The following is a 17,751-nucleotide window of genomic DNA, read 5'->3' as shown; positions in this document are numbered from 1 at the left end:
ACGGAAGACTTAGATGACTTTGGCGAGAAAGCTGCGGGTGCGCGCATGCTCGGGTGCGTCGAGCACCTGCGACGGCGGACCCTGCTCCACGACGACGCCGGCATCCATGAAGACCACCCGGTCGGCGACCTCGCGGGCGAAGCCGATCTCGTGGGTGACCACGATCATGGTCATGCCGTCCCGGGCGAGGTCTTTCATGGTGTCGAGCACCTCACCGACGAGTTCGGGGTCGAGGGCCGACGTCGGCTCGTCGAAGAGCATAAGAGTCGGGTCGAGGGCGAGCGCCCGGGCGATCGCGACCCGCTGCTGCTGCCCGCCGGAGAGCTGAGCCGGGTAGAAGTCGGCGCGGTCACCCATGTTGACGCGTTCGAGCAGTTCGTGCGCCCGCTTCTCGGCCGCGGCCCGGCCCATCTTCTTGACGAAGATCGGCGCCTCCGTGATGTTTTCGAGGGCCGTGCGGTGCGGAAACAGGTTGAACTTCTGGAAGACCATGCCGATGCCGCGGCGTTGCGCGGCGATCTCACTGGGACGCAGCTCGTAGGTGTTGCCACGGGCCCGGCGGTAGCCGATGAGGTGCCCGTCGACCCAGATCTCGCCGCGGTCGATGCGCTCCAGGTGGTTGATACAGCGCAGAAACGTGGACTTGCCCGAGCCGGAGGGGCCGAGAACACAGACGACTTCGCCGCGGGAGATATCGAGGTCGATGCCGCGCAGCACCTCGAGGTCACCGAAGCTCTTGCGCACGTCCACGGCCCGAACAAGAGGTTCTTCGATCATGAGGGAGTGTCCTGTCGCTGGGCAACGCGCAGCTGCGGTCTCGGGCCGGTGATCGACCGGTCGAGCCTGCGCTCAATGCGGTTCTGGATGAGGGTCAGGATGGTCGTGAGCAGCAGGTACCAGATGCTCGCGACGATCAGCAGCGGAATCTGCTGGAAGTTGCGGGAGTAGATCAGCTGAACCGCGGTGAGGAGTTCGGGTAGCCCGATCACGATCACCAGCGAGCTGAGCTTGAGCATCGAGATCGTGTTGTTCGAGATGGGAGGCAGCACGACCTTGGCCGCCTGCGGCAGGATGATCCGGCGGTACGCGAGCAACCGGCTCATGCCGACCGCTTCGGCCGCCTCGCCCTGGCCAGGGTCGACCGATTTGATGCCGGCCCGAATGATCTCGGCCATGTACGCGGCCTCGTTCAGACCGAGTCCCAGAATCGCCGCGGTGAACTGACTGATCAGCACATTCGTGGGGATCTCGAGGAACGTCGGTCCGAACGGGATCCCGATGCCGATGACCGGCAGGATCGACCCCAGAAAGAACCAGAACAGCAGCTGCACAAGAATCGGTGTCCCGCGGAAAAACCAGACGTAGCTGGAGGCCACGAAACTCAGCACACGGTTACCGGACAGGCGCATGATCGCCAGCACAGTGCCGAGCGCGATCCCCAGCACCATGGCGAGCACGGTCAGTTCAAGGGTGATCAGCAGGCCGCGCATCACCGAACGTTCGAACAGGTAACCGGCGACGAGGTCGAGCCTGAGCTTGTCGTTGGTCACCAGAAACTGGATGAACAGGGCCGCGGCCACGAGGATCGCGCCGACTCCGACCCACTGACCCGGGTGGCGGACGGGGATGACCCGCCCGCCACTCAGGCGTGGGCCGTCAGTTCTGGTGACCGTCGTCATTAGACGGTGCCCGAGTTGATCGGAGCGCCCGTGAGCGCCTGCTTCTCAAGGCCCCACTTGGCGAGGATCTCGTCGTACACGCCGGAGTCGATGACCTTCAGCAGGGCGCCCTGCACGGCGTCGCGCAGCTCGGGGTTGTCCTTGGGGACGACGACACCCACCGGGAGGGTGTCGAACGGGTCACCGGTCAGCTCAAATGCGCCGTCTGAGGTCTGCGCCGTGTACGCCAGCGTGACGTCGAGCGCCACGGATGCGTCGGCGCGGCCGCTCGCCACGGCCTGCACCGCGCTGGCCTGGTCGGGGAACGGCATCTTCTCGATCGGGGGCGTTCCGGCCTCCGCGCAGGCGCCCTGCAGGCCGTCGATGGTGAGGTCGCCGGTGGCGCCCTTCTCGACCGAGACCGTGTGCCCGCACAGGTCGCCCGACCCGTTGATGGCCACGTCGTTGCCCGAGGCGACGAGGATGGACACGCCCGACTGGAGGTAGTCGACGAAGTCGACCTCGCTCTGGCGCGCCACGGTGTCGAGGATACCGGTGAGCGACAGGTCATAGCGTCCGGCCGCGATACCGCCGACGATGCCGTCGAAGTTGACGTTCTGGAACTTGAACTCCACGTCGAGTACCTGTCCGAGTGCGGCGCCGAGGTCGGCGTCGAACCCGATGACGGTGCTGCCGTCGCTGTCGAAGAACTCCATCGGCGGGAAGGACACACCCGAGGCAACGAGCACCGTGCCGGCGTCGCGCAGGTCGGCGGGGACTGACGCGGCGAGGGTGGTGTCCGCGTTGAGGACGGTGATCATCGGCGTGGTGGTTTCGGCGTCGGCCGGGGCCGCGTCGGGGGCTGCGCAGCCGGAGAGCAGCAGACCGGTGGCCATCGTTCCGACCAGCAGGGCCAGTCCCGTTCGGGTGGTGAGTGTCTTCATGAGGCGTCCTTGTCTCGACGTGCGGGGGAAAAGCGGGAAGAGGAAACGTGCGTGTAAGTAAAGAAATAGTTCTTATTAGGCAACTGTAGGACCATGCTCCGGTGTACCTGACGCCATTGTCAAGTAACGATTCCGTATCGGCCTACGGTGCGGGCGTCAGCACCCAGAGCACTTCGCACTCCTCGGTATCCGAGGAATTGCGCCACGTGTGCGGGTCGCGACCGCGAAAGGTCATGGCATCGCCGTGATCAAGCACAAAGGCATCCTCACCGATGGTGAGGTCGAGCGAGCCGCTGATCACGAAGACGAACTCGACATCGCAGTCGAGCACGTACATGTCGACGCCGGCGGTGCCTCCGGGCTCGATGACCGAGCGGATGACCTCCACCTGATTCTGCGTGCCGGGCGTCATGAGGTACTCGGCGGCGCCCCGGCCGCCGAAGTTGATCGGCGAACCCTGGCCGGCGCGCACGACCTGCGCGGTGGGCGGTTCGAACAGCTCGCCGACCCTGAGGCCGACGGCGTCACAGATGGCCACGAGCGTGGCCACCGACGGCGACACCTGGTCGCGCTCGAGTTTGCTCACGAACCCCTGCGTGATGCCGGCGGTTGCCGCCACCGCCCCCAGGGTGAGGCCCTTGCTCAACCGCGCGGCGCGCAGCCGCAGACCAATGGGAACCTGACGAGACATGATGCCCTCCTAGGCTTCAACGTTGAGGGCGACCGCGCGAACCGGTGCGCCGTCGGCTGCTTCGAAGGCTATCGGCAACAGGGAAACGAGCGGTTCATCGAAGTCGATGGCGGCCAGATTGGTGAGGTTTTCGCTGATCACACCGCCGACGTCCGCGATGAGATGGTGCACCGGGAAGCCGACACCCGGATGCTCGTCATCGGGGGTCTCGTCGATATTGATCGCGTCGATTCCGAAGGTGCGCACCCCGAGCTCGATCATCCGAGCGCAGGCATCGGCATCCAGGTAGGGGTTCTCGAAGTAGAGCGGGGTTCCGTAGTGCTCGCTCCACCCCGTGTGCAGCAGCACGATTACTCCCGCTTCGAGCTGTTCGGCGACGGGCGCCACGTGCTGCCAGGTGATGACGCCCCGTGCGCCGAGGCCGCGAGCATCCACGATGACACCTCGCCCGGCGAACCGGCCAAGCGGGATCTCGTCGATCTTCGGCGCCGATTCGTCGAAGTGGTACGGGGCATCGACATGTGTTCCCGTTTGCGACCCCATGCTCACGCTCAGCAGGTTGAAACCGTCGCGCTCAATCGTACTGTGCACGAGAAACCGCGCCTCCGGGTCGCCGGGGTAGGTCTGGGTCTCGGCGTTGATGACCAGAGACAGATCAACGACCTTGTTTATCCTCATAGTCAAAAACTATTGCACATTGGTCAAGTTCACCGCTAGTGTCACTTTCTAGTCATTGCCTACTCTCCCCTGACCCGAAGGCAGCCCATGAGCAAAACCACCGAGTCCGTCCCGCGTACCGAAACGGTCGTGCTGAACGCCAGGCCCCGGGTTACCGAGGTTGAACAGCACGGCATCGACACCATCCCCGATGCGGACCGCACCTCGACCTGGGTCGATCTGCTCCGCATCCAGTTCGGCGGCGCAAACACGTTCGCGACCGTGCTGCTTGGGACATTCCCGATCGTGCTCGGACTCTCCTTCTGGCAGGCCGTCGTCGCAACCGTCTGCGGCGTGCTGGTCGGCGCCCTCTTCCTCATGCCGATGGGCCTGTTCGGGCCGAAGACCGGAACAAACAACGCCGTGACATCCGGCGCGTTCTTCGGGGTGCGCGGTCGGGTCGTCGGGTCGTTCCTCTCCCTGTTGACCGCCGTCGCGTTCTACTCGATCTCGGTGTGGGTCAGCGGCGACGCCCTCGTCGGCGCGCTGACACGACTGGCCGGAGTGTCGGATTCGATCGGGCTGCGCACGGTCGTGTACGGCGTGATCGGCGTCATCGTCATTGTTGTCGTCGTGTTCGGATTCCAGTTCATGCTGCTCGTGAACAAGACCGCGGCCTTCGCCAACACTGCCTTGATCCTGCTCGCCGTCGCGGCCTTCTCCGGCACCTTCGACGCCGGGTACAACCCGGGAGTGAACGCTTACGCTCTCGGCGGGTTCTGGCCCACCTTCGTCGCTGCGGCGCTGATTGTCATGAGCAACCCGATCTCCTTCGGTGCGTTCCTCGGCGACTGGACCCGTTACATCCCGAAGAGCACCCCGCCGCGCAAACTGTTCCTCGCCACCTTCCTCGGCCAGCTACTGACTCTCATCCCCTTTCTGTTCGGCGTTGCGACCGCCACGATCGTGGCCGGCCAGGGGGACTACGTGTTCGCCCTGATTCAGGCGTCCCCGATTTGGTACGCCGTACTACTCATGCTGGTCGCATTCATCGGCGGGCTCTCCACCGGAACCACCTCTCTCTATGGCACCGGACTCGATTTCTCGTCGGTGTTCCCCCGTTTCAACCGCGTTCAGGCAACCATCGGCATCGGCGTCATCGCCTTCGCCTTCATTTTGACCGGGCGCTTGTTCTTCGACCTGCTCGGCGCCGTCAATGCCTTCGTCGGAGCGATCATCGTGACCACGACCCCGTGGATCGTCATCATGGCCATCGGCTACTTCGCGCGCCGCGGGCACTTTGACGCGCGCAACCTCCAGGTTTTCAACAAGGGCGAGATCGGCGGCGTCTACTGGTTCACGAACGGCGTGAATTGGCGCGGCATGGTCGCCTGGATCGGTGCGGCGGCGATCGGCCTGTTGTTCGCCAACTATCCGCCCGTGATCGTCGGCCCGTTCAGCAGCCTGGGCGGCGGCATGGATCTGAGTCTCATCGTCGCGGTCGTGGCCGCCGCCGCTCTGTACATCGGCGCCCTCTGCATCTTCCCCGAACCCCGCTACGTGTTCGGCAGCGACGGCGCACGCATCATCCCCTCCGTGCCGGCCACGCCCCAGGAGATCGAACTCGACCACAACTCGACGGCGGCCAAAGTGGCCGTGCTGCGCAGCCGCAAGCCGTGAGCGTCGCAGCCGAGGCCATCACGGCCACCGAGATCGCCGACACCGACGCGTCTGCCCTCGCCGCTGTGGACGCGCTCATCGACAACTTCCGCCGGCACCGCAAGGCCGCGTATTTCGCCGGCTTCGCCGCCGATGCGACGTTCCTGTTTCACACCGCGCCGCACCGCATCGACGGCGCCGCCGCCTACGAAGCCCTCTGGACCGAATGGGAGACGTGCAACGGTTTCCGCGTGCATGACGCCACATCCACCAACCGCCGAATTCAGGTTTTCGGTGCCACGGCCGTGTTCAGTCACGACGTGGAAACGACCCTGGTCATGGACGAAGAAACCCTGATTCTCACCGAGCGGGAATCGATCATCATGGAGCGTCGCCAGGGCAGGTGGCTGTGCGTGCATGAGCATCTGTCCATCGCCTCACCCGACCCGAATGAGAGCGACATATGACTCCCCCACCCGATTCCGGCGTCGCGATTGTGACCGGCGCCGCGAGCGGCCTCGGTGCCGCCGTTGCCGCCGCCCTGCGCACGGTCGGCTGGCGTGTGGCCGGCTTCGACCTGCGTCCCTCCGACACCGCCCTGAGCGTGGAGGTCGACGTCACGGATGCGGCAGCCCTCTCCGCGGCCGCCGCCCGCGTGGCGCGAGAGCTCGGCACCGCCGACGCCCTCGTCACCGTGGCCGGCATCTACGAGGAGCTCCCCCTCGAATCCATCACCGATGACCGGTGGGACCGCATGCTCGCCGTGAACATCGGCGGAACGGTCAACGCGTGCGCCGCCGTTGTTCCGCAAATGCTCGAACGCGGCAGCGGCGCCATCGTCACCATCTCGTCCGATCTGGGCCTCGGCGGAAGCCAGGGCGATGCCCATTACGCCGCAACGAAGGGAGCCATCGTGGGCTTCAGCCGCAGCCTTGCCCTCGAGCTGGAGAGCAGCGGGATCTTCGTGAATTCCGTCGCCCCCGGGGCCGCGGACACCCCCATGCTCGCGGCGGATTCGCCATGGCGAGCCGAGTCGTTCCTGTCGACGCTGCCCGCAGGACGCCTGGTGCGTCCCGACGAGATCGCCGCGGCCGTGCTGTTTTTCCTCGAGGTGCGCGGCGCCTGCGTCGGCCAGGTCATCTCCCCCAACGCCGGAGCCACAATCTAATGGGCGGGAACGGCTTCATGGACGAACACAGTGCATCCGACCTGCCCGGCGACGCGAACGCGCCGCGGGTCGCCCTGGTGTCGCTGGGCGTCGACGCGGAACGCTCCGCCGTCGTGGCGGCACTCGCCCGCGCCGGCGTACGGGTCGCAGTGCTCGGCACCGCCGTCGCGGGGTCTCACCTCGCCGTGCCGCTCGGAGACGATGCGGCCGCGGTCGCCGCCGTCGAGCGGGAGCTTGGCGGCATCGACATCCTCGTGGTGGGGGCCGAAACCCCGGCTCCGTCCGCATTCATAGACACCGATGTGACGCAGTGGATGACGAACGTGCACGAGGCCGTATCGGCACCGTTCCGACTGATGCGGGCGACCGCTCCGGCGTTGCGCCGGGCCGGAGACAGCCGCATAGTGCTGGTCGGCGCCGGGTGGGGCGCAGCGGGCACCGTGAACGGCACAGCCGGCGCATCCGTTCACGGTGCCCTCATCGCGCTCACGAAGACCCTGGCCAGGGACCTCGGACCGGACGGGGTGATCGTGAACGAGATCGTCGTCCAGCCGAGATCAGGCGCGGACACCGGCGCCCTGGCCGCCGCCGTCGTCTACCTGACCAGTCCGGCCGGGTCGGCCATGGTCGGCCAGGTTGTCACCCTCGGCCGCGGCGGAGAGGTGCGCCCCTAGGCCCTGACCTGTTCTACCGACGGCGCTCCCCCAGCCCGCGCAGGAAGGCGGCCTGGCCGGCGTGTTCGAGGTCGTCGTCGAGCACGCTGACCAAACGGACCCCGCGGGTGACCGCCGGCGTAAACCGGCGGTCGATCACGTCGTCGAGGTCCGTGTCGGTCAGGGTCTGCAGGTACGCGAGCGTCTCGGCGTGCACGGCGTCGTAGTAGCCGCCGAGCAGCTCCGCGTCGACGCGCACGGCGGCGACCTCGGCGCTCGACTGCCCGTAGCCGGTCGCCGACCGGTCGAAGGGCAGCGAAAACCTCTGCTCCCAGCCGTCTCTCGTCCAGACCTGCTGGCGGCCGGCCAGCTCGGCAATGTGGTCGTCCTGCACGCGTGACAGGTGCCAGACCAGCCAGGCGATGGTGTTGGCGTCGGCATCCGCTCGAAAGGTGAGGGTGAGCGCGTCGGCCCCGTCGACGGCGGCGGATACGGCAGTCTGGATGCGCCCGAAGGCTTCAAGCAGCAGATCAGTCGAGTTCATGATTCTCCTTATCGGACGTTCGTGCAGGCGCTCCCACGCTAACGGCACGCATCAGGCGGCGGAGAAACAAAAAAGGCCGCCTGCCAGAAGAATCTGGTCGGGCGGCCTTTCACGTGCATGCGGTGGAGCTAAGGAGATTCGAACTCCTGACCTTCTCATTGCGAACGAGACGCGCTACCAACTGCGCCATAGCCCCCGACTGCTTATGCAGAATATCACGCGCGGGAGCGGCCCGCGTGCACGGGAACACCCAGTTCGGGTTCAGCCGACGGCGCGACGCAGACGCAACACGGCGTCCAGGTCGGTCATGCCGGGCTCCGTCTCGCCCACGATACCCATCGAGGCGAAGCGGCTGGCGGCGGCCGGCGGAGTCGGAGCAACGTGCGCCGGCACCGGAAGTGAGCGAGCGGCGGGCGCAGCAGAAGCCGTGATCTGCGACGCTCGACGGTCAAGCTCGGCTTCCTGCGCCACGCGACGCAGCTCGGCCGCAGCATCCACCGAGGCCATCGCGGTCTGCGCGACAGAACCGCGAGACAGGTGCATGGGGCGTGGCAGGGGCTGAGGCGTCCAGGTGGACGCCACCACGGGGGCCGTCTCGAGGTGCACAGGCTCAAACGGCTGTCCGGTCCGCGGAGCACGCGCGGGGGCCGACGGCACGATCCGCGCCGTGCGCGCCACCTTCGCCAGGCGGGACAGCGTGAGGAACGCGGCGGCGATCGTGGCGATTCCCATGCCGAAGAGCAACCAGGAGCCGGCCGCCACGATCGGCGCGATACCGCCGAGGGCACAGATCAAACCGGTGAGAAGCACGATCGAGCTGAGGGCGCGTCCGCGGCGCAGACGCTTGAGAACCTGTGCCGGGGAGACGGGGACCGGAACCCGGTTGGCGGCCTCGAGGGCGGCGGCGACATCGCGCGCCGCCGCAGCGGCATCCGCCTCGACCTGGTCTGCTGCAACCTGCATCTTTGCCTGTTCCTTCGCTGCGGCACGCACAGCGGAACGAGCCGCTCCTTCGGTGCGTGCAAGAATCTTTTGTTGGTCGGCCACGGTACGAGCGTTGGCCTCGAGACGAACCTGCGCCGGGACCTCGGCCGTTTCGGCCAGAATGCGCAGCGTCTGCTGCAGTCGCACCGCATTTCGTTCGGTGGCGAGGTACTCCCGCCGGCGAGACCAGGTCGGCATCAAATAGGCGACCCAGAGCACAGCAGCCACCGCTACCATCACTCCACCGCCCAGGGCCTCACCAGTCATGTTGACAACGGTAGGAGTGTGTGGGCGGTACGGGCATGATTACGGCGGGTGTGTCATCGAAATTGGTCACTATTTTGTAGTCCTACAACACTGAGCGTGAGGTGATCGGGAGTGGACGCAGGGATGATTCGAGGTCGACGGCACTGACCTTGGCCGCATCCGCGGGAACCCGCCCCTCTTTCCACCGGCGCATGACACCCTGATTGAGTTCCTCGGCCACGAGGCCGAAACAGAAGTGATCACGCCAGTCGCCGTTGATATGGATGAATCGACGCCGGAGTCCCTCATAGCGAAAACCGAGCTTCTCAACCACGCGCAGGGAGGCGGCGTTCTCCGGACGAATGCAGATCTCCATCCGGTGCAGCCCCAGCTGGTAGAAGCAATAGTCGGTGGCGAGCGCCACCGCCGTGGGGGTGACGGACTTCCCGGCGAACCGCTCCCCCACCCAGTACCCCATCGTCGCCGAGGAGAGTGAACCCCAGGTGACCGACGACACGTTCAGCTGGCCCGCGAGCTGTCCGTCGTACTCCACGATGAACGGCAGCCCGTGTCCCGCGCGGGAATGCGCGAGCAGACCGCGGATGCTGGCCCGCGAGTCGAAGGAAACCGGCGTGTGCGGGTTGGTCGCCTCCCATTTGCGCAACCAGGACCGGTTGTCGAGCAGTTCCCCCTCCAGCGCCCTGGCATCGCGCAGGCGCACCGGGCGCAGCGTGACGAGGCCCTCCCTGAGGGTGGGAATGGCGAGGGACACGTGTGACCTGTTCTGTTCATGGGCCACGAGAACGCGACACCCGGATACCCCACGCATGTGGGGGAGCTTGCTGTGGCCAGTCTGCCCTAGTCCATCTGGTTCACGAAGTCCTTCAGCCAGGGACGCAGGTCCCGGCCGAGGTCTTCGCGATCAACGGCCAGCTGCACGATGGCCTTGATGTAGTCGAGGCGGTCCCCGGTGTCGTACCGGCGTCCGCGGAAGATGACGCCGTACACCCCGCCGGTTTCCTCGGGGTTGACGGCCATCTCCTGCAACGCGTCGGTGAGCTGGATCTCATTGCCCTTGCCCGGTGCGGTGTGCTCGAGGATGTCGAACACCTCCGGACGCAGCACGTAGCGGCCGATGATCGCCAGATTGGACGGAGCATCCGCGGCACTCGGCTTCTCGACGAGTCCGGTGATGCGTACCACGTCGGGGTCGTCGGTGGGCTCGATCGCGGCGGCGCCGTACATGTGGATCTGCGACGGGTCGACCTCCATGAGGGCGACGATGCTCGTGTTGCGCTTCACTTGCTCGTCCATCATCTGCGTGAGCAGGATGTCGCGGGAGTCGATGATGTCGTCGCCGAGCAGCACGGCGAAGGGCTCATGGTTCATGTGTTGGCGGGCGCGGAGCACGGCGTGACCGAGACCACGCGGGTCGCCCTGGCGCACATAGTGAATGTCGGCAAGCTCGTTCGACTCACGCACCCGGGCGAGTCGGGCATGGTCGCCCTTGCGCTCAAGCATCGCCTCCAGCTCGGTCATCCGGTCGAAGTGGTTTTCGAGTGCGTTTTTGTTGCGCCCGGTGACCATGAGAATGTCACTTAAACCGGAGGCAACAGCCTCCTCCACCACGTATTGGATCGCCGGTTTGTCGACGACCGGAAGCATCTCCTTTGGCATCGCTTTGGTGGCCGGCAGAAAGCGCGTACCGAGCCCCGCTGCCGGGATGACGGCCTTAGTAATTTTGGTTCCCATGGCCCCTACGATAGCGGCATCTAGAATGTGACGTATGGACTCAGACATCGCTCACCGCAAGCGGGCGCTCCGTGCTGAGTTACGGGAACGCCGCCAGAACCTGACCTCGCTCGAACGCGAGGCCGCGACGGCCGGCTTCACCGAGAATCTGCAGAGCCTCGTGGTCGATCTTTCCGCTCGTTCACTGGCCTGCTACCTCTCCGCACGCAGCGAACCCAACACCAGACCCTTTCTCAATTGGGCGCATGAGCAGGGACTGAAAGTCCTGTACCCCATTTCTAGGGACGACGGCCTTCTCGACTGGACCGTCGGAGACAATGAGTCGGAGATCGAGGGCCTCTCCGGTGTGCCGGAGGCCGTCGGGGAACTTCTCGGACCGATCGCCATCAACGATGTCGATCTGATAATCGTGCCGGCCGCCGCGGTGGATTCCACCGGATTGCGCATGGGCTGGGGCCGCGGCTACTTCGACAAGACCCTCGGTTCCATGGAGAAATGTCCCCCCGTGTACGCCGTTGTCTTCGATAATGAATATCTGGAGGACGTGCCTCGCGAGGTACACGATCAGCCCGTCAACGGACTGGTCACCCCCACGCGCATCATCGCGTTTTAGTCTTACTCGGCAGGCAAAAGCCCGCCGCGCCTTACCAGCTGGAGATTCAGTGCCTACCTATTCCTACCGTTGCACCGAGTGCGACACCGCTTTCGACATCCAGCAGGCCTTCACCGACCATTCCCTCACGGTGTGCCCCACCTGTCAGGGAAAGCTGCGCAAGGTCTTCTCGTCCATCGGTGTGACCTTCAGTGGTTCGGGCTTCTACAGCAACGATTCCAAGAGCGACTCCAAGCGGTCCAATTCGAATCTGGATCGCAAGCCGAGCGAGAAGTCCGAGGCCAAGCCCGAGTCGAAACCGACCGATTCTTCCGCCGGCACGCCGGCGAAGAAGGACTCCGCGCCCGCGAAGTCCTCGTCGGCATCGTCTTCGTCGAGCTCTTCGGGCTCGTCAGCACCCGCATCGACCACGTCCTAATACCCGAGCACGCCTCGGTTCATCGCCACTACGAGATAGTCAGGAGCATCCTGTGATTAGGGGATTCAAAGAGTTCATCATGCGCGGCAACGTCATTGACCTTGCTGTCGCCGTTGTCATCGGAGCGGCGTTCACCGCCGTTGTCACTGCGCTGGTCACCTATATCTTCAATCCGCTGATCGCCGCGATCTTCAATGCGGAGTCGCTCGCGACGGCGATGGTGATACCGCTGCGCAGCGGGCCGGATGCTCCGGAGTTGGCGCTCGGCGCGGTGCTGGCCGCACTGATCAACTTCGTGCTGATTGCCGCGGTCGTCTACTTCGTCTTCGTGCTGCCGATCAACCGGCTCAAGGAGAACCAGGAGCGCCGCCGGGAAGACGGCGTCGCCGCCGCCGCGGTCGAGGACCCCACAACCGAACTCGACATGCTCACCGAGATCCGCGACCTGCTTGCCAGGAACGCGGCCGGCGCCGACGGCCCGAAGCACTAGGCACACCCGCAGTACGCCCCCGCTCGCCACCGCTCGCGGTGCTGTTGCTAGTTCAGGAGATCCGGCCGTCGGCATCCGCTCACCCGCGCCATCACGCGGACGCCGGAGCCCGTGCCCGGCAATCTCCTGAAGTAGCAACCGGCAGGGGTTACCAGTGCGGTGGGCGGTCCTCGCGCAGCCGTGCGTCGTTGCCGCTCGCGGCAGCGCCTCCGTGCGCGACGCCGCCCTCTTCGCGGAGCACCGGCGGATGCGGGTTGGGATCGGTATCGGGCGCGGGCAGCAGCTTCGCCCGGCGTCCCGTCCCCGGCTGGCGCACGATCGGCTGACGCTCGGTGCCCCGGTTGCCTGTTGTCACGGGATGATCATTCCGCGGCGGGTTGCGGCGGGTCGACCTGAGCGGTCGGGCCCGTTCCCGCGGTCACCGGCTGCACGCCCGCGATTGACGCCACCCGGGCGGCGACGGCGTCGGGGTTGCTGAACAGCTCGAAGCTGTGCACGCGCAGGTAGTGCCAGCCGAGTCGGCGCAGCACCTCGGGCCGGAGCCTGAGGGACTCGCGCAGGCTGGCACGGCCGACTACCGCATCCGTTTCAACCACGATGGCACGACCGTTGTGCGACGCCGCCAGGGCGAGCTTGCCCCGGTGGCCGAGGGTCACCGTCAGGCCGCGCCGTTCGAGGCGACCGGCGAGGTCGACGAGCATGGCTTCGCGGGCGTCGGGAACCTGCACCACGACGCCACGCGCCTCGGTCTCGGTGAGCACCTGGGCCAGCGCGAGAATGCCATGGCGCTGACGGTCCGCTTCGATGTCTGAGGGGCGGAAACACGACACGATGTCCATGGACCGGCGGGCCCGTGTCATGCCGATCGCGAGCAGGCGTTCGCCGCCCGGTTCGCCGAGGGAACCGAAGTTGGACAGGAGCCGCCCATGCGGCGTGCGGCCGTAGCCGATGGAGAAGATGACCCGGTCACGGCTCTGCGCTACCGCCTGCTCCAGGGTGAGCACCGTGAACGGCTCGGCCCGGTCCTTCAGAATGAAGTCGGAGAGGTCGGTGCGCTTCGCGAAGGCGGCTAGCACGGCCTGGTGCACTCGCACCGAATGCCGCGCGCTTGCGGTGATGACCATGAGCGATTCGCGGGGGCGTTTGACGGCGTGGTCAAGCACCAGTTCGACGACCTTGACCACCTCCGCGTCGACGCTCTCGATGGCCCCGCTGTCGGCGTCGGGCATCCCGCGACCGCCGGCCACATAGTTGATGCTCAGACTGCCGTGTCCGAGGTAGCTGCCCGCCCACGGGAGCGAGTCGATGCGTCCCCCGTAGAAACGGTGGTTGACGAGCTCGGCGAGGTCTTCTCCCCCGGCCCGATAGCTGCGGGTGAGCGTGAGCGTGGGCAGCAGCTCGCCGAGACGAGCCAGTGCAGAGTCGGCGTGCATCGCATCGACGGTGAATGCCGGTTCGGTGCCGGGTCCGGCTGCGTCCCGAATGCCGGTTTCGAACAGGGACGGCGTTTGGGTGACCGGGTCACCGAACGCCACTATCTGCTTGCCGCGGCGAATGGCACCCACGTTCTCGGCGAGGGTGGTCGCACCTGCGTCCACGAGCAGCACGGTGTCGAAGCTGATGAGATCGGAGATCCCGGCGATCTCGTATGGCGAGGCCAGCCATACCGGCGCCAGCACGCGCCCGAGGTGCGGTGCGGCATCGTTCAGGCGCGCCGGGGTGGCACGGTCGGCGCGCAGCAGGCGACGCAGCTGGTCGGCTTCCTCGGGCCAGTCGACGACGCCGATCTTCCAGGTCTCGGCCAGCAGCCAGGCCAGGAGCTGACCGGTGGCGGACGCGTGCGCCTCGTCGACGAGCTTGAAGTCGGCCTCGAGCCGGTCAAGCACTCCGGTGTTCGCGTTCAGCAGGGCACGGTCGCCGCTGAGCATGGTCTCGAGCACGGACTGCCACCAGGCGAGTTCGAGTTCAGCGGCCACGTTCTGCTCGGACACGTGGCGCTGTGACAGGTCGGTCATCAGCGGGTCGAGATTGTTGTCGCGCAGCGTTGCGAGCAGTGCGGTGCGCTCGTGCAGGTTTGCCAGCACCTCACTGTCGGCGGCGAGGCCGGCGACGGTGTAGATGAGTTCCTTGATCGGGCGAGCCACGAGCGCGCGCGTGGTGCCGGCGGCGCCGAGCGGAACGTCGAGCAGGCCGAGGTCTTCGGCGACGCGCTGGTAGGCGACATGCACGTCGTTGATGCCCACCGGAACCTCCGGCGTCACACCGGCGGCCGCGTAGCGCTGCCAGAGAGTGCGCTGCTGCTGAATGCGACGCAGGCTTTCGTTCATATCGCTGACGCGCACGCCGGGGCGCAGGTATTCGTCGGCCAGCTTGCGCAGCCGGCGCCGGTTGGCCGAGGTCATCTCAGACGACTCGCGGCGGGACGACGTTGCGGTAATCAGCTCAGCGAGCGAACGGTCGTAGACGGCCGGCTGGAACTTGTCGAGGGTCTCCCGGATGTCCAGCAGCAGGCGCAGGTATACGCCGAGCTCCGCGATGGTTTCGAAGGGGCGCAGCCGCGTCTGGCCGACGAGGCCGGCGGCGCGTTCGAGCAGGCGTGGCAGTTCGGTCTCGTTGATGCGTTTGGCGAGCTGGTGTGCGTTGGACGCGTCCGCTGTGGACGTGAAGGACGCGCCGTACCAGGGCGAGTCGCCGGGTCCGTAACGGAACTCGCCGAGAGCGGCGGCCTTGATGAGCGTGGCCGCGGCGGCCGGACGTGAGTGCGCGAGCAGCTCCAGGGCGTGCCGGTCCAGGCGCGCGGTGGTGGAGGGTGGTGGGGACAGCTGGGCGAGCCGAGCGAGTTCCCCGAGCGCGTCTAGTACGGACACGCCGAGCGCCGGGTCGCGCCGAGTCAGCGCCGAACGGTAGTCGAGCAGCACCTTGCGCAGTCGCACCAGAGCGTCGTCGACGTCACTGACGCGCGGTTGGGCGGCCTTCTCGTTGCGCGTGATGGACTGGACCAGATCACGTTTGAGGGTGCGGGGGGTGACAGCCACTCCGGGCAGCCCTACCTGCACGAGGCGATGGGCGATGCCGTCGAGGCTTGAACGACGTGCACTCACCACGAGCACGCGCTTGTGCTGGGCGATCAACGAACCGATCGCGTTCACGATCGTCTGGGTGCCGCCGGTTCCCGGCAGGGTCTTCACCACGAGGGAATTGCCAGCGGCAATCTGGGCCACCACGTTCTCCTGCTCGGGGTCGGCATCGAGAAGTAGCACGTCGGTCGCGGGCGGGCGGGCGTCCTGCCCGATCGGCACGACGGGATTGTAGGCCGCTTCGACGTTCTCGCGGGCGTTGCGGTTGCCGGCCATGGCGTCGAGCAGCGGGTGCTCAAGCTTGTGCGCGTCGGCAGCGAGGGCGCGTCCCACGTCGGCAAAAGACGACACCACAAGGCGGGGTACGACCTGGAACCAGGGCAGGTGCGAGGTCAAACCGCGTAGCCGGTCAATCACCGGTTGCGGTTTGAAAGCGCCGTTGGTCACGGCGAGGGCCACGAAGGCATCGGCGTCGAGGGTGATCTGGAACTGGTCGTGCAGGGCCCTGGCGAGTTCGGGGTTCAGGAAGGGCTGACCCTTGAGCTTGAGTTCATAGTCACGGCCGTAGCGGCGGATGGCGAGCGGGCGCAGCAGCACGGGCGCGAGAAAGTCCTCATCGTTGAACCGCCACTCGGCGAGACCGATGCCCAGGTTGACCGACTCGATACCGCGCATGGAGCGCAGCTCAATGCCTTTCTGGGTGATCTCGTTCGCCGCCAGGCGAGCGTTGCGAAGCGCGAGTTCGTCCCGAATCAGGTTGGAGAGAAGCGTGGTTTTGCCGGAGATGAACTGCGGCAGACCACCGGGGTGCGTCGCGCTCAACTCAATGCGCGTTCTCGGGCTGTCGCTGAAGTGCAACAGCGGGGAACGGCCTCCGAGCTGCCCGATTTCGTCCCGCCAGCGTTGCCAGGCCGGCTCGGCGATGTTGCCCGCCACGAGCGAGGGGTCTCCCAGGCTCAGAGCGTGCGGGCTGGTCGAGTTTTGCGGGTCGGGTGAGGAGACGTCCGCGTACTTCGACAGCACATCGTCGTCGTCTTGTTTTCTATCGAGGTGCCACACAGGGATACCCTAAGTGCCTAACATGGCAATCGCCATGAAGCGGCCGGGGTTTCGCCCGTTTTCACCGTGAAATGTCAAGCGATGCGCCCAATCGGCACCACATCGTGCCACCGGTCTAGAGCCAGTTTCGTTTCTTGAAGGCGCGGTAGAGCACGCCGCCGAGCACGACCATCAGGCCGAGGGCCATCGGGTACCCGTATGTCCAGTCGAGCTCTGGCATATTCCGAAAATTCATGCCGTAAATGGTGCCCACCAGCGCTGGGGCGAACAGGATCGCGGCCCAACTGGAGATCTTCTTCACCTCCTCGCTCTGCGCCAGGCCGGTTTCTGACAGTTTGCGCATCTCGTCGTTCTGCGACTGCGCAACGAGGGTGCTGTGCACGGTGAGGGCATTTTGCAGGAGCTGACGGAACGCATCCGCTCGTTCGACCACGCGCAGGGCGTGATCGAGCACGTCGCGCAGGTGGCGATGCAGCTCAAGATCGACACGGTACTTGTCGAAGCCGCGCTGCAGGGCCTCGAACATGGGCACGAGCGGCTGCGTCGCCCGCTGAAACTCCATCACTTCACGCGAGAGGGCGTAAATGCGCCGCGACACCGCGGGGTCGCCGTCGAAGAGCTGGTCCTCAATCTCGTCGATATCGTTCTCCAGCCCGGCGACGACGGGCGCGTACTCGTCGACGACCTGGTCGAGGATCGCGTACAACACGGCCTCCGGACCGAGCGCCAGCAGGTGCGGCGTCTCCTCCATGCGCTTGCGAACCTTGGCGAGGTCGGGCGATTCCGCATGGCGTACGGTCACGACGAAGTCCGGGCCGACGAAGATGTGCAGCTCGCCGAACTCCACGCGCTCGGTCGCATCGACGTATCGTGCCGGACGAAGCACGATGAACAGCGTCTCGGCGTACCGCTCCAATTTCGCCCGCTGATGCCCGGCCAGGGTGTCGTCCACCGCGAGGCCATGCAGGTTGAATTCCCCGGCGACCGATCGGATCTCGTCTTCGGTCGGTCGATACAGGCCGATCCAGGCGAACCCGTTGTGCGCCTTCATCGCTGCAAAGGTCTCGTGCAGGGTGTCGTGCGCCGCGACGCGCCGCCCGTCCACGTAGACCGCGTTGTCGATCAGTGCCATGCTGCT

At 66.1% G+C, this 17,751-nt stretch carries 19 protein-coding genes and 1 tRNA gene; 7 read left to right on the top strand and 13 right to left on the bottom strand.

What is annotated here, in order from left to right:
* Positions 1-9 precede the first annotated feature (9 nt).
* The 5 genes from AC1MB9_RS02080 to AC1MB9_RS02060 all read right to left on the bottom strand — a co-directional run bounded on the left by AC1MB9_RS02080 (position 10) and on the right by AC1MB9_RS02060 (position 3,971).
* Complete coding sequence (locus tag AC1MB9_RS02080) at positions 10-777, bottom strand: amino acid ABC transporter ATP-binding protein (RefSeq protein WP_479963386.1); 768 nt, start codon at positions 775-777, stop codon at positions 10-12.
* Entirely contained in the window at positions 774-1,679 is a 906-nt protein-coding gene (locus tag AC1MB9_RS02075; protein WP_479963385.1) for an amino acid ABC transporter permease, read from the bottom strand. The genes AC1MB9_RS02080 and AC1MB9_RS02075 overlap by 4 nt, the downstream gene beginning before the upstream one ends.
* Entirely contained in the window at positions 1,679-2,602 is a 924-nt protein-coding gene (locus tag AC1MB9_RS02070) for an ABC transporter substrate-binding protein (protein WP_479963384.1), read from the bottom strand. The genes AC1MB9_RS02075 and AC1MB9_RS02070 overlap by 1 nt, the downstream gene beginning before the upstream one ends.
* A gap of 142 nt (positions 2,603-2,744) precedes the next feature.
* On the bottom strand, positions 2,745-3,293 hold the full coding sequence (locus tag AC1MB9_RS02065) for a helix-turn-helix domain-containing protein (RefSeq protein WP_479963383.1): 549 nt from the start codon (positions 3,291-3,293) through the stop codon (positions 2,745-2,747).
* 9 nt (positions 3,294-3,302) lie between these two features.
* Positions 3,303-3,971: a cyclase family protein gene (locus AC1MB9_RS02060; RefSeq protein ID WP_479963382.1), complete on the bottom strand. Its 669-nt coding sequence runs from the start codon at positions 3,969-3,971 to the stop codon at positions 3,303-3,305.
* A gap of 87 nt (positions 3,972-4,058) precedes the next feature.
* On the opposite strand from AC1MB9_RS02060, the gene AC1MB9_RS02055 reads away from it, so the two are divergent.
* The 4 genes from AC1MB9_RS02055 to AC1MB9_RS02040 are packed head-to-tail and all read left to right on the top strand — an operon-like array spanning position 4,059 to position 7,451.
* On the top strand, positions 4,059-5,630 hold the full coding sequence (locus tag AC1MB9_RS02055) for a purine-cytosine permease family protein (protein WP_479963381.1): 1,572 nt from the start codon (positions 4,059-4,061) through the stop codon (positions 5,628-5,630).
* The gene (locus AC1MB9_RS02050) at positions 5,627-6,076 is read left to right on the top strand and encodes a nuclear transport factor 2 family protein (RefSeq protein WP_479963380.1); all 450 of its coding nucleotides are present in this window, start codon (positions 5,627-5,629) and stop codon (positions 6,074-6,076) included. Before AC1MB9_RS02055 ends, AC1MB9_RS02050 begins: the two co-directional genes overlap by 4 nt.
* Positions 6,073-6,777, top strand: coding sequence for an SDR family NAD(P)-dependent oxidoreductase (locus AC1MB9_RS02045; protein WP_479963379.1), 705 nt, complete (start codon positions 6,073-6,075; stop codon positions 6,775-6,777). The genes AC1MB9_RS02050 and AC1MB9_RS02045 overlap by 4 nt, the downstream gene beginning before the upstream one ends.
* A 17-nt stretch (positions 6,778-6,794) precedes the next feature.
* Complete coding sequence (locus AC1MB9_RS02040) at positions 6,795-7,451, top strand: SDR family NAD(P)-dependent oxidoreductase (RefSeq protein WP_479963378.1); 657 nt, start codon at positions 6,795-6,797, stop codon at positions 7,449-7,451.
* A gap of 13 nt (positions 7,452-7,464) precedes the next feature.
* On the opposite strand, the gene AC1MB9_RS02035 is transcribed toward AC1MB9_RS02040, so the two are convergent.
* The 5 genes from AC1MB9_RS02035 to galU form a co-directional block, all read right to left on the bottom strand.
* Entirely contained in the window at positions 7,465-7,974 is a 510-nt protein-coding gene (locus AC1MB9_RS02035; protein WP_479963377.1) for a mycothiol transferase, read from the bottom strand.
* A gap of 123 nt (positions 7,975-8,097) precedes the next feature.
* Positions 8,098-8,170, bottom strand: a tRNA-Ala gene (locus tag AC1MB9_RS02030).
* A gap of 65 nt (positions 8,171-8,235) precedes the next feature.
* On the bottom strand, positions 8,236-9,225 hold the full coding sequence (locus AC1MB9_RS02025; RefSeq protein WP_479963376.1) for a hypothetical protein: 990 nt from the start codon (positions 9,223-9,225) through the stop codon (positions 8,236-8,238).
* Positions 9,226-9,307: 82 nt separating this feature from the next.
* The gene (locus AC1MB9_RS02020) at positions 9,308-9,976 is read right to left on the bottom strand and encodes a GNAT family N-acetyltransferase (RefSeq protein ID WP_479963375.1); all 669 of its coding nucleotides are present in this window, start codon (positions 9,974-9,976) and stop codon (positions 9,308-9,310) included.
* Between the two features lie 86 nt (positions 9,977-10,062).
* A complete protein-coding gene (galU, locus tag AC1MB9_RS02015; protein ID WP_479963374.1) occupies positions 10,063-10,956 on the bottom strand; it encodes a UTP--glucose-1-phosphate uridylyltransferase GalU in 894 nt (297 codons plus the stop codon).
* Between the two features lie 34 nt (positions 10,957-10,990).
* Here galU and AC1MB9_RS02010 point away from each other — a divergent pair, with 34 nt between their 5' ends.
* Genes AC1MB9_RS02010 through mscL form a run of 3 tightly spaced genes read left to right on the top strand, consistent with a single transcriptional unit; the run spans position 10,991 to position 12,477 of the window.
* On the top strand, positions 10,991-11,569 hold the full coding sequence (locus tag AC1MB9_RS02010) for a 5-formyltetrahydrofolate cyclo-ligase (RefSeq protein WP_479963373.1): 579 nt from the start codon (positions 10,991-10,993) through the stop codon (positions 11,567-11,569).
* Between the two features lie 49 nt (positions 11,570-11,618).
* A complete protein-coding gene (locus tag AC1MB9_RS02005; RefSeq protein ID WP_479963372.1) occupies positions 11,619-11,987 on the top strand; it encodes an FmdB family zinc ribbon protein in 369 nt (122 codons plus the stop codon).
* Positions 11,988-12,039: 52 nt separating this feature from the next.
* Complete coding sequence (mscL, locus tag AC1MB9_RS02000; RefSeq protein WP_479963371.1) at positions 12,040-12,477, top strand: large conductance mechanosensitive channel protein MscL; 438 nt, start codon at positions 12,040-12,042, stop codon at positions 12,475-12,477.
* A 148-nt stretch (positions 12,478-12,625) separates the two neighbouring features.
* Here the strand turns inward: mscL and AC1MB9_RS01995 are convergent, their stop codons facing one another.
* From AC1MB9_RS01995 to AC1MB9_RS01985, 3 genes are all read right to left on the bottom strand, one after another.
* Entirely contained in the window at positions 12,626-12,832 is a 207-nt protein-coding gene (locus AC1MB9_RS01995) for a hypothetical protein (RefSeq protein WP_479963370.1), read from the bottom strand.
* A gap of 7 nt (positions 12,833-12,839) precedes the next feature.
* A complete protein-coding gene (locus tag AC1MB9_RS01990; RefSeq protein WP_479963369.1) occupies positions 12,840-16,613 on the bottom strand; it encodes an AAA family ATPase in 3,774 nt (1,257 codons plus the stop codon).
* Between the two features lie 115 nt (positions 16,614-16,728).
* Positions 16,729-17,745, bottom strand: a complete 1,017-nt coding sequence (locus tag AC1MB9_RS01985; protein WP_479963368.1) for a magnesium and cobalt transport protein CorA — start codon at positions 17,743-17,745, stop codon at positions 16,729-16,731.
* Between the last annotated feature and the right edge of the window lie 6 nt (positions 17,746-17,751).

It is taken from the genome of Cryobacterium sp. AP27, from assembly GCF_056680495.1.
Note: the sequence above shows the minus strand (reverse complement) of the source record. Positions and strands in the feature narration are given on the sequence as shown.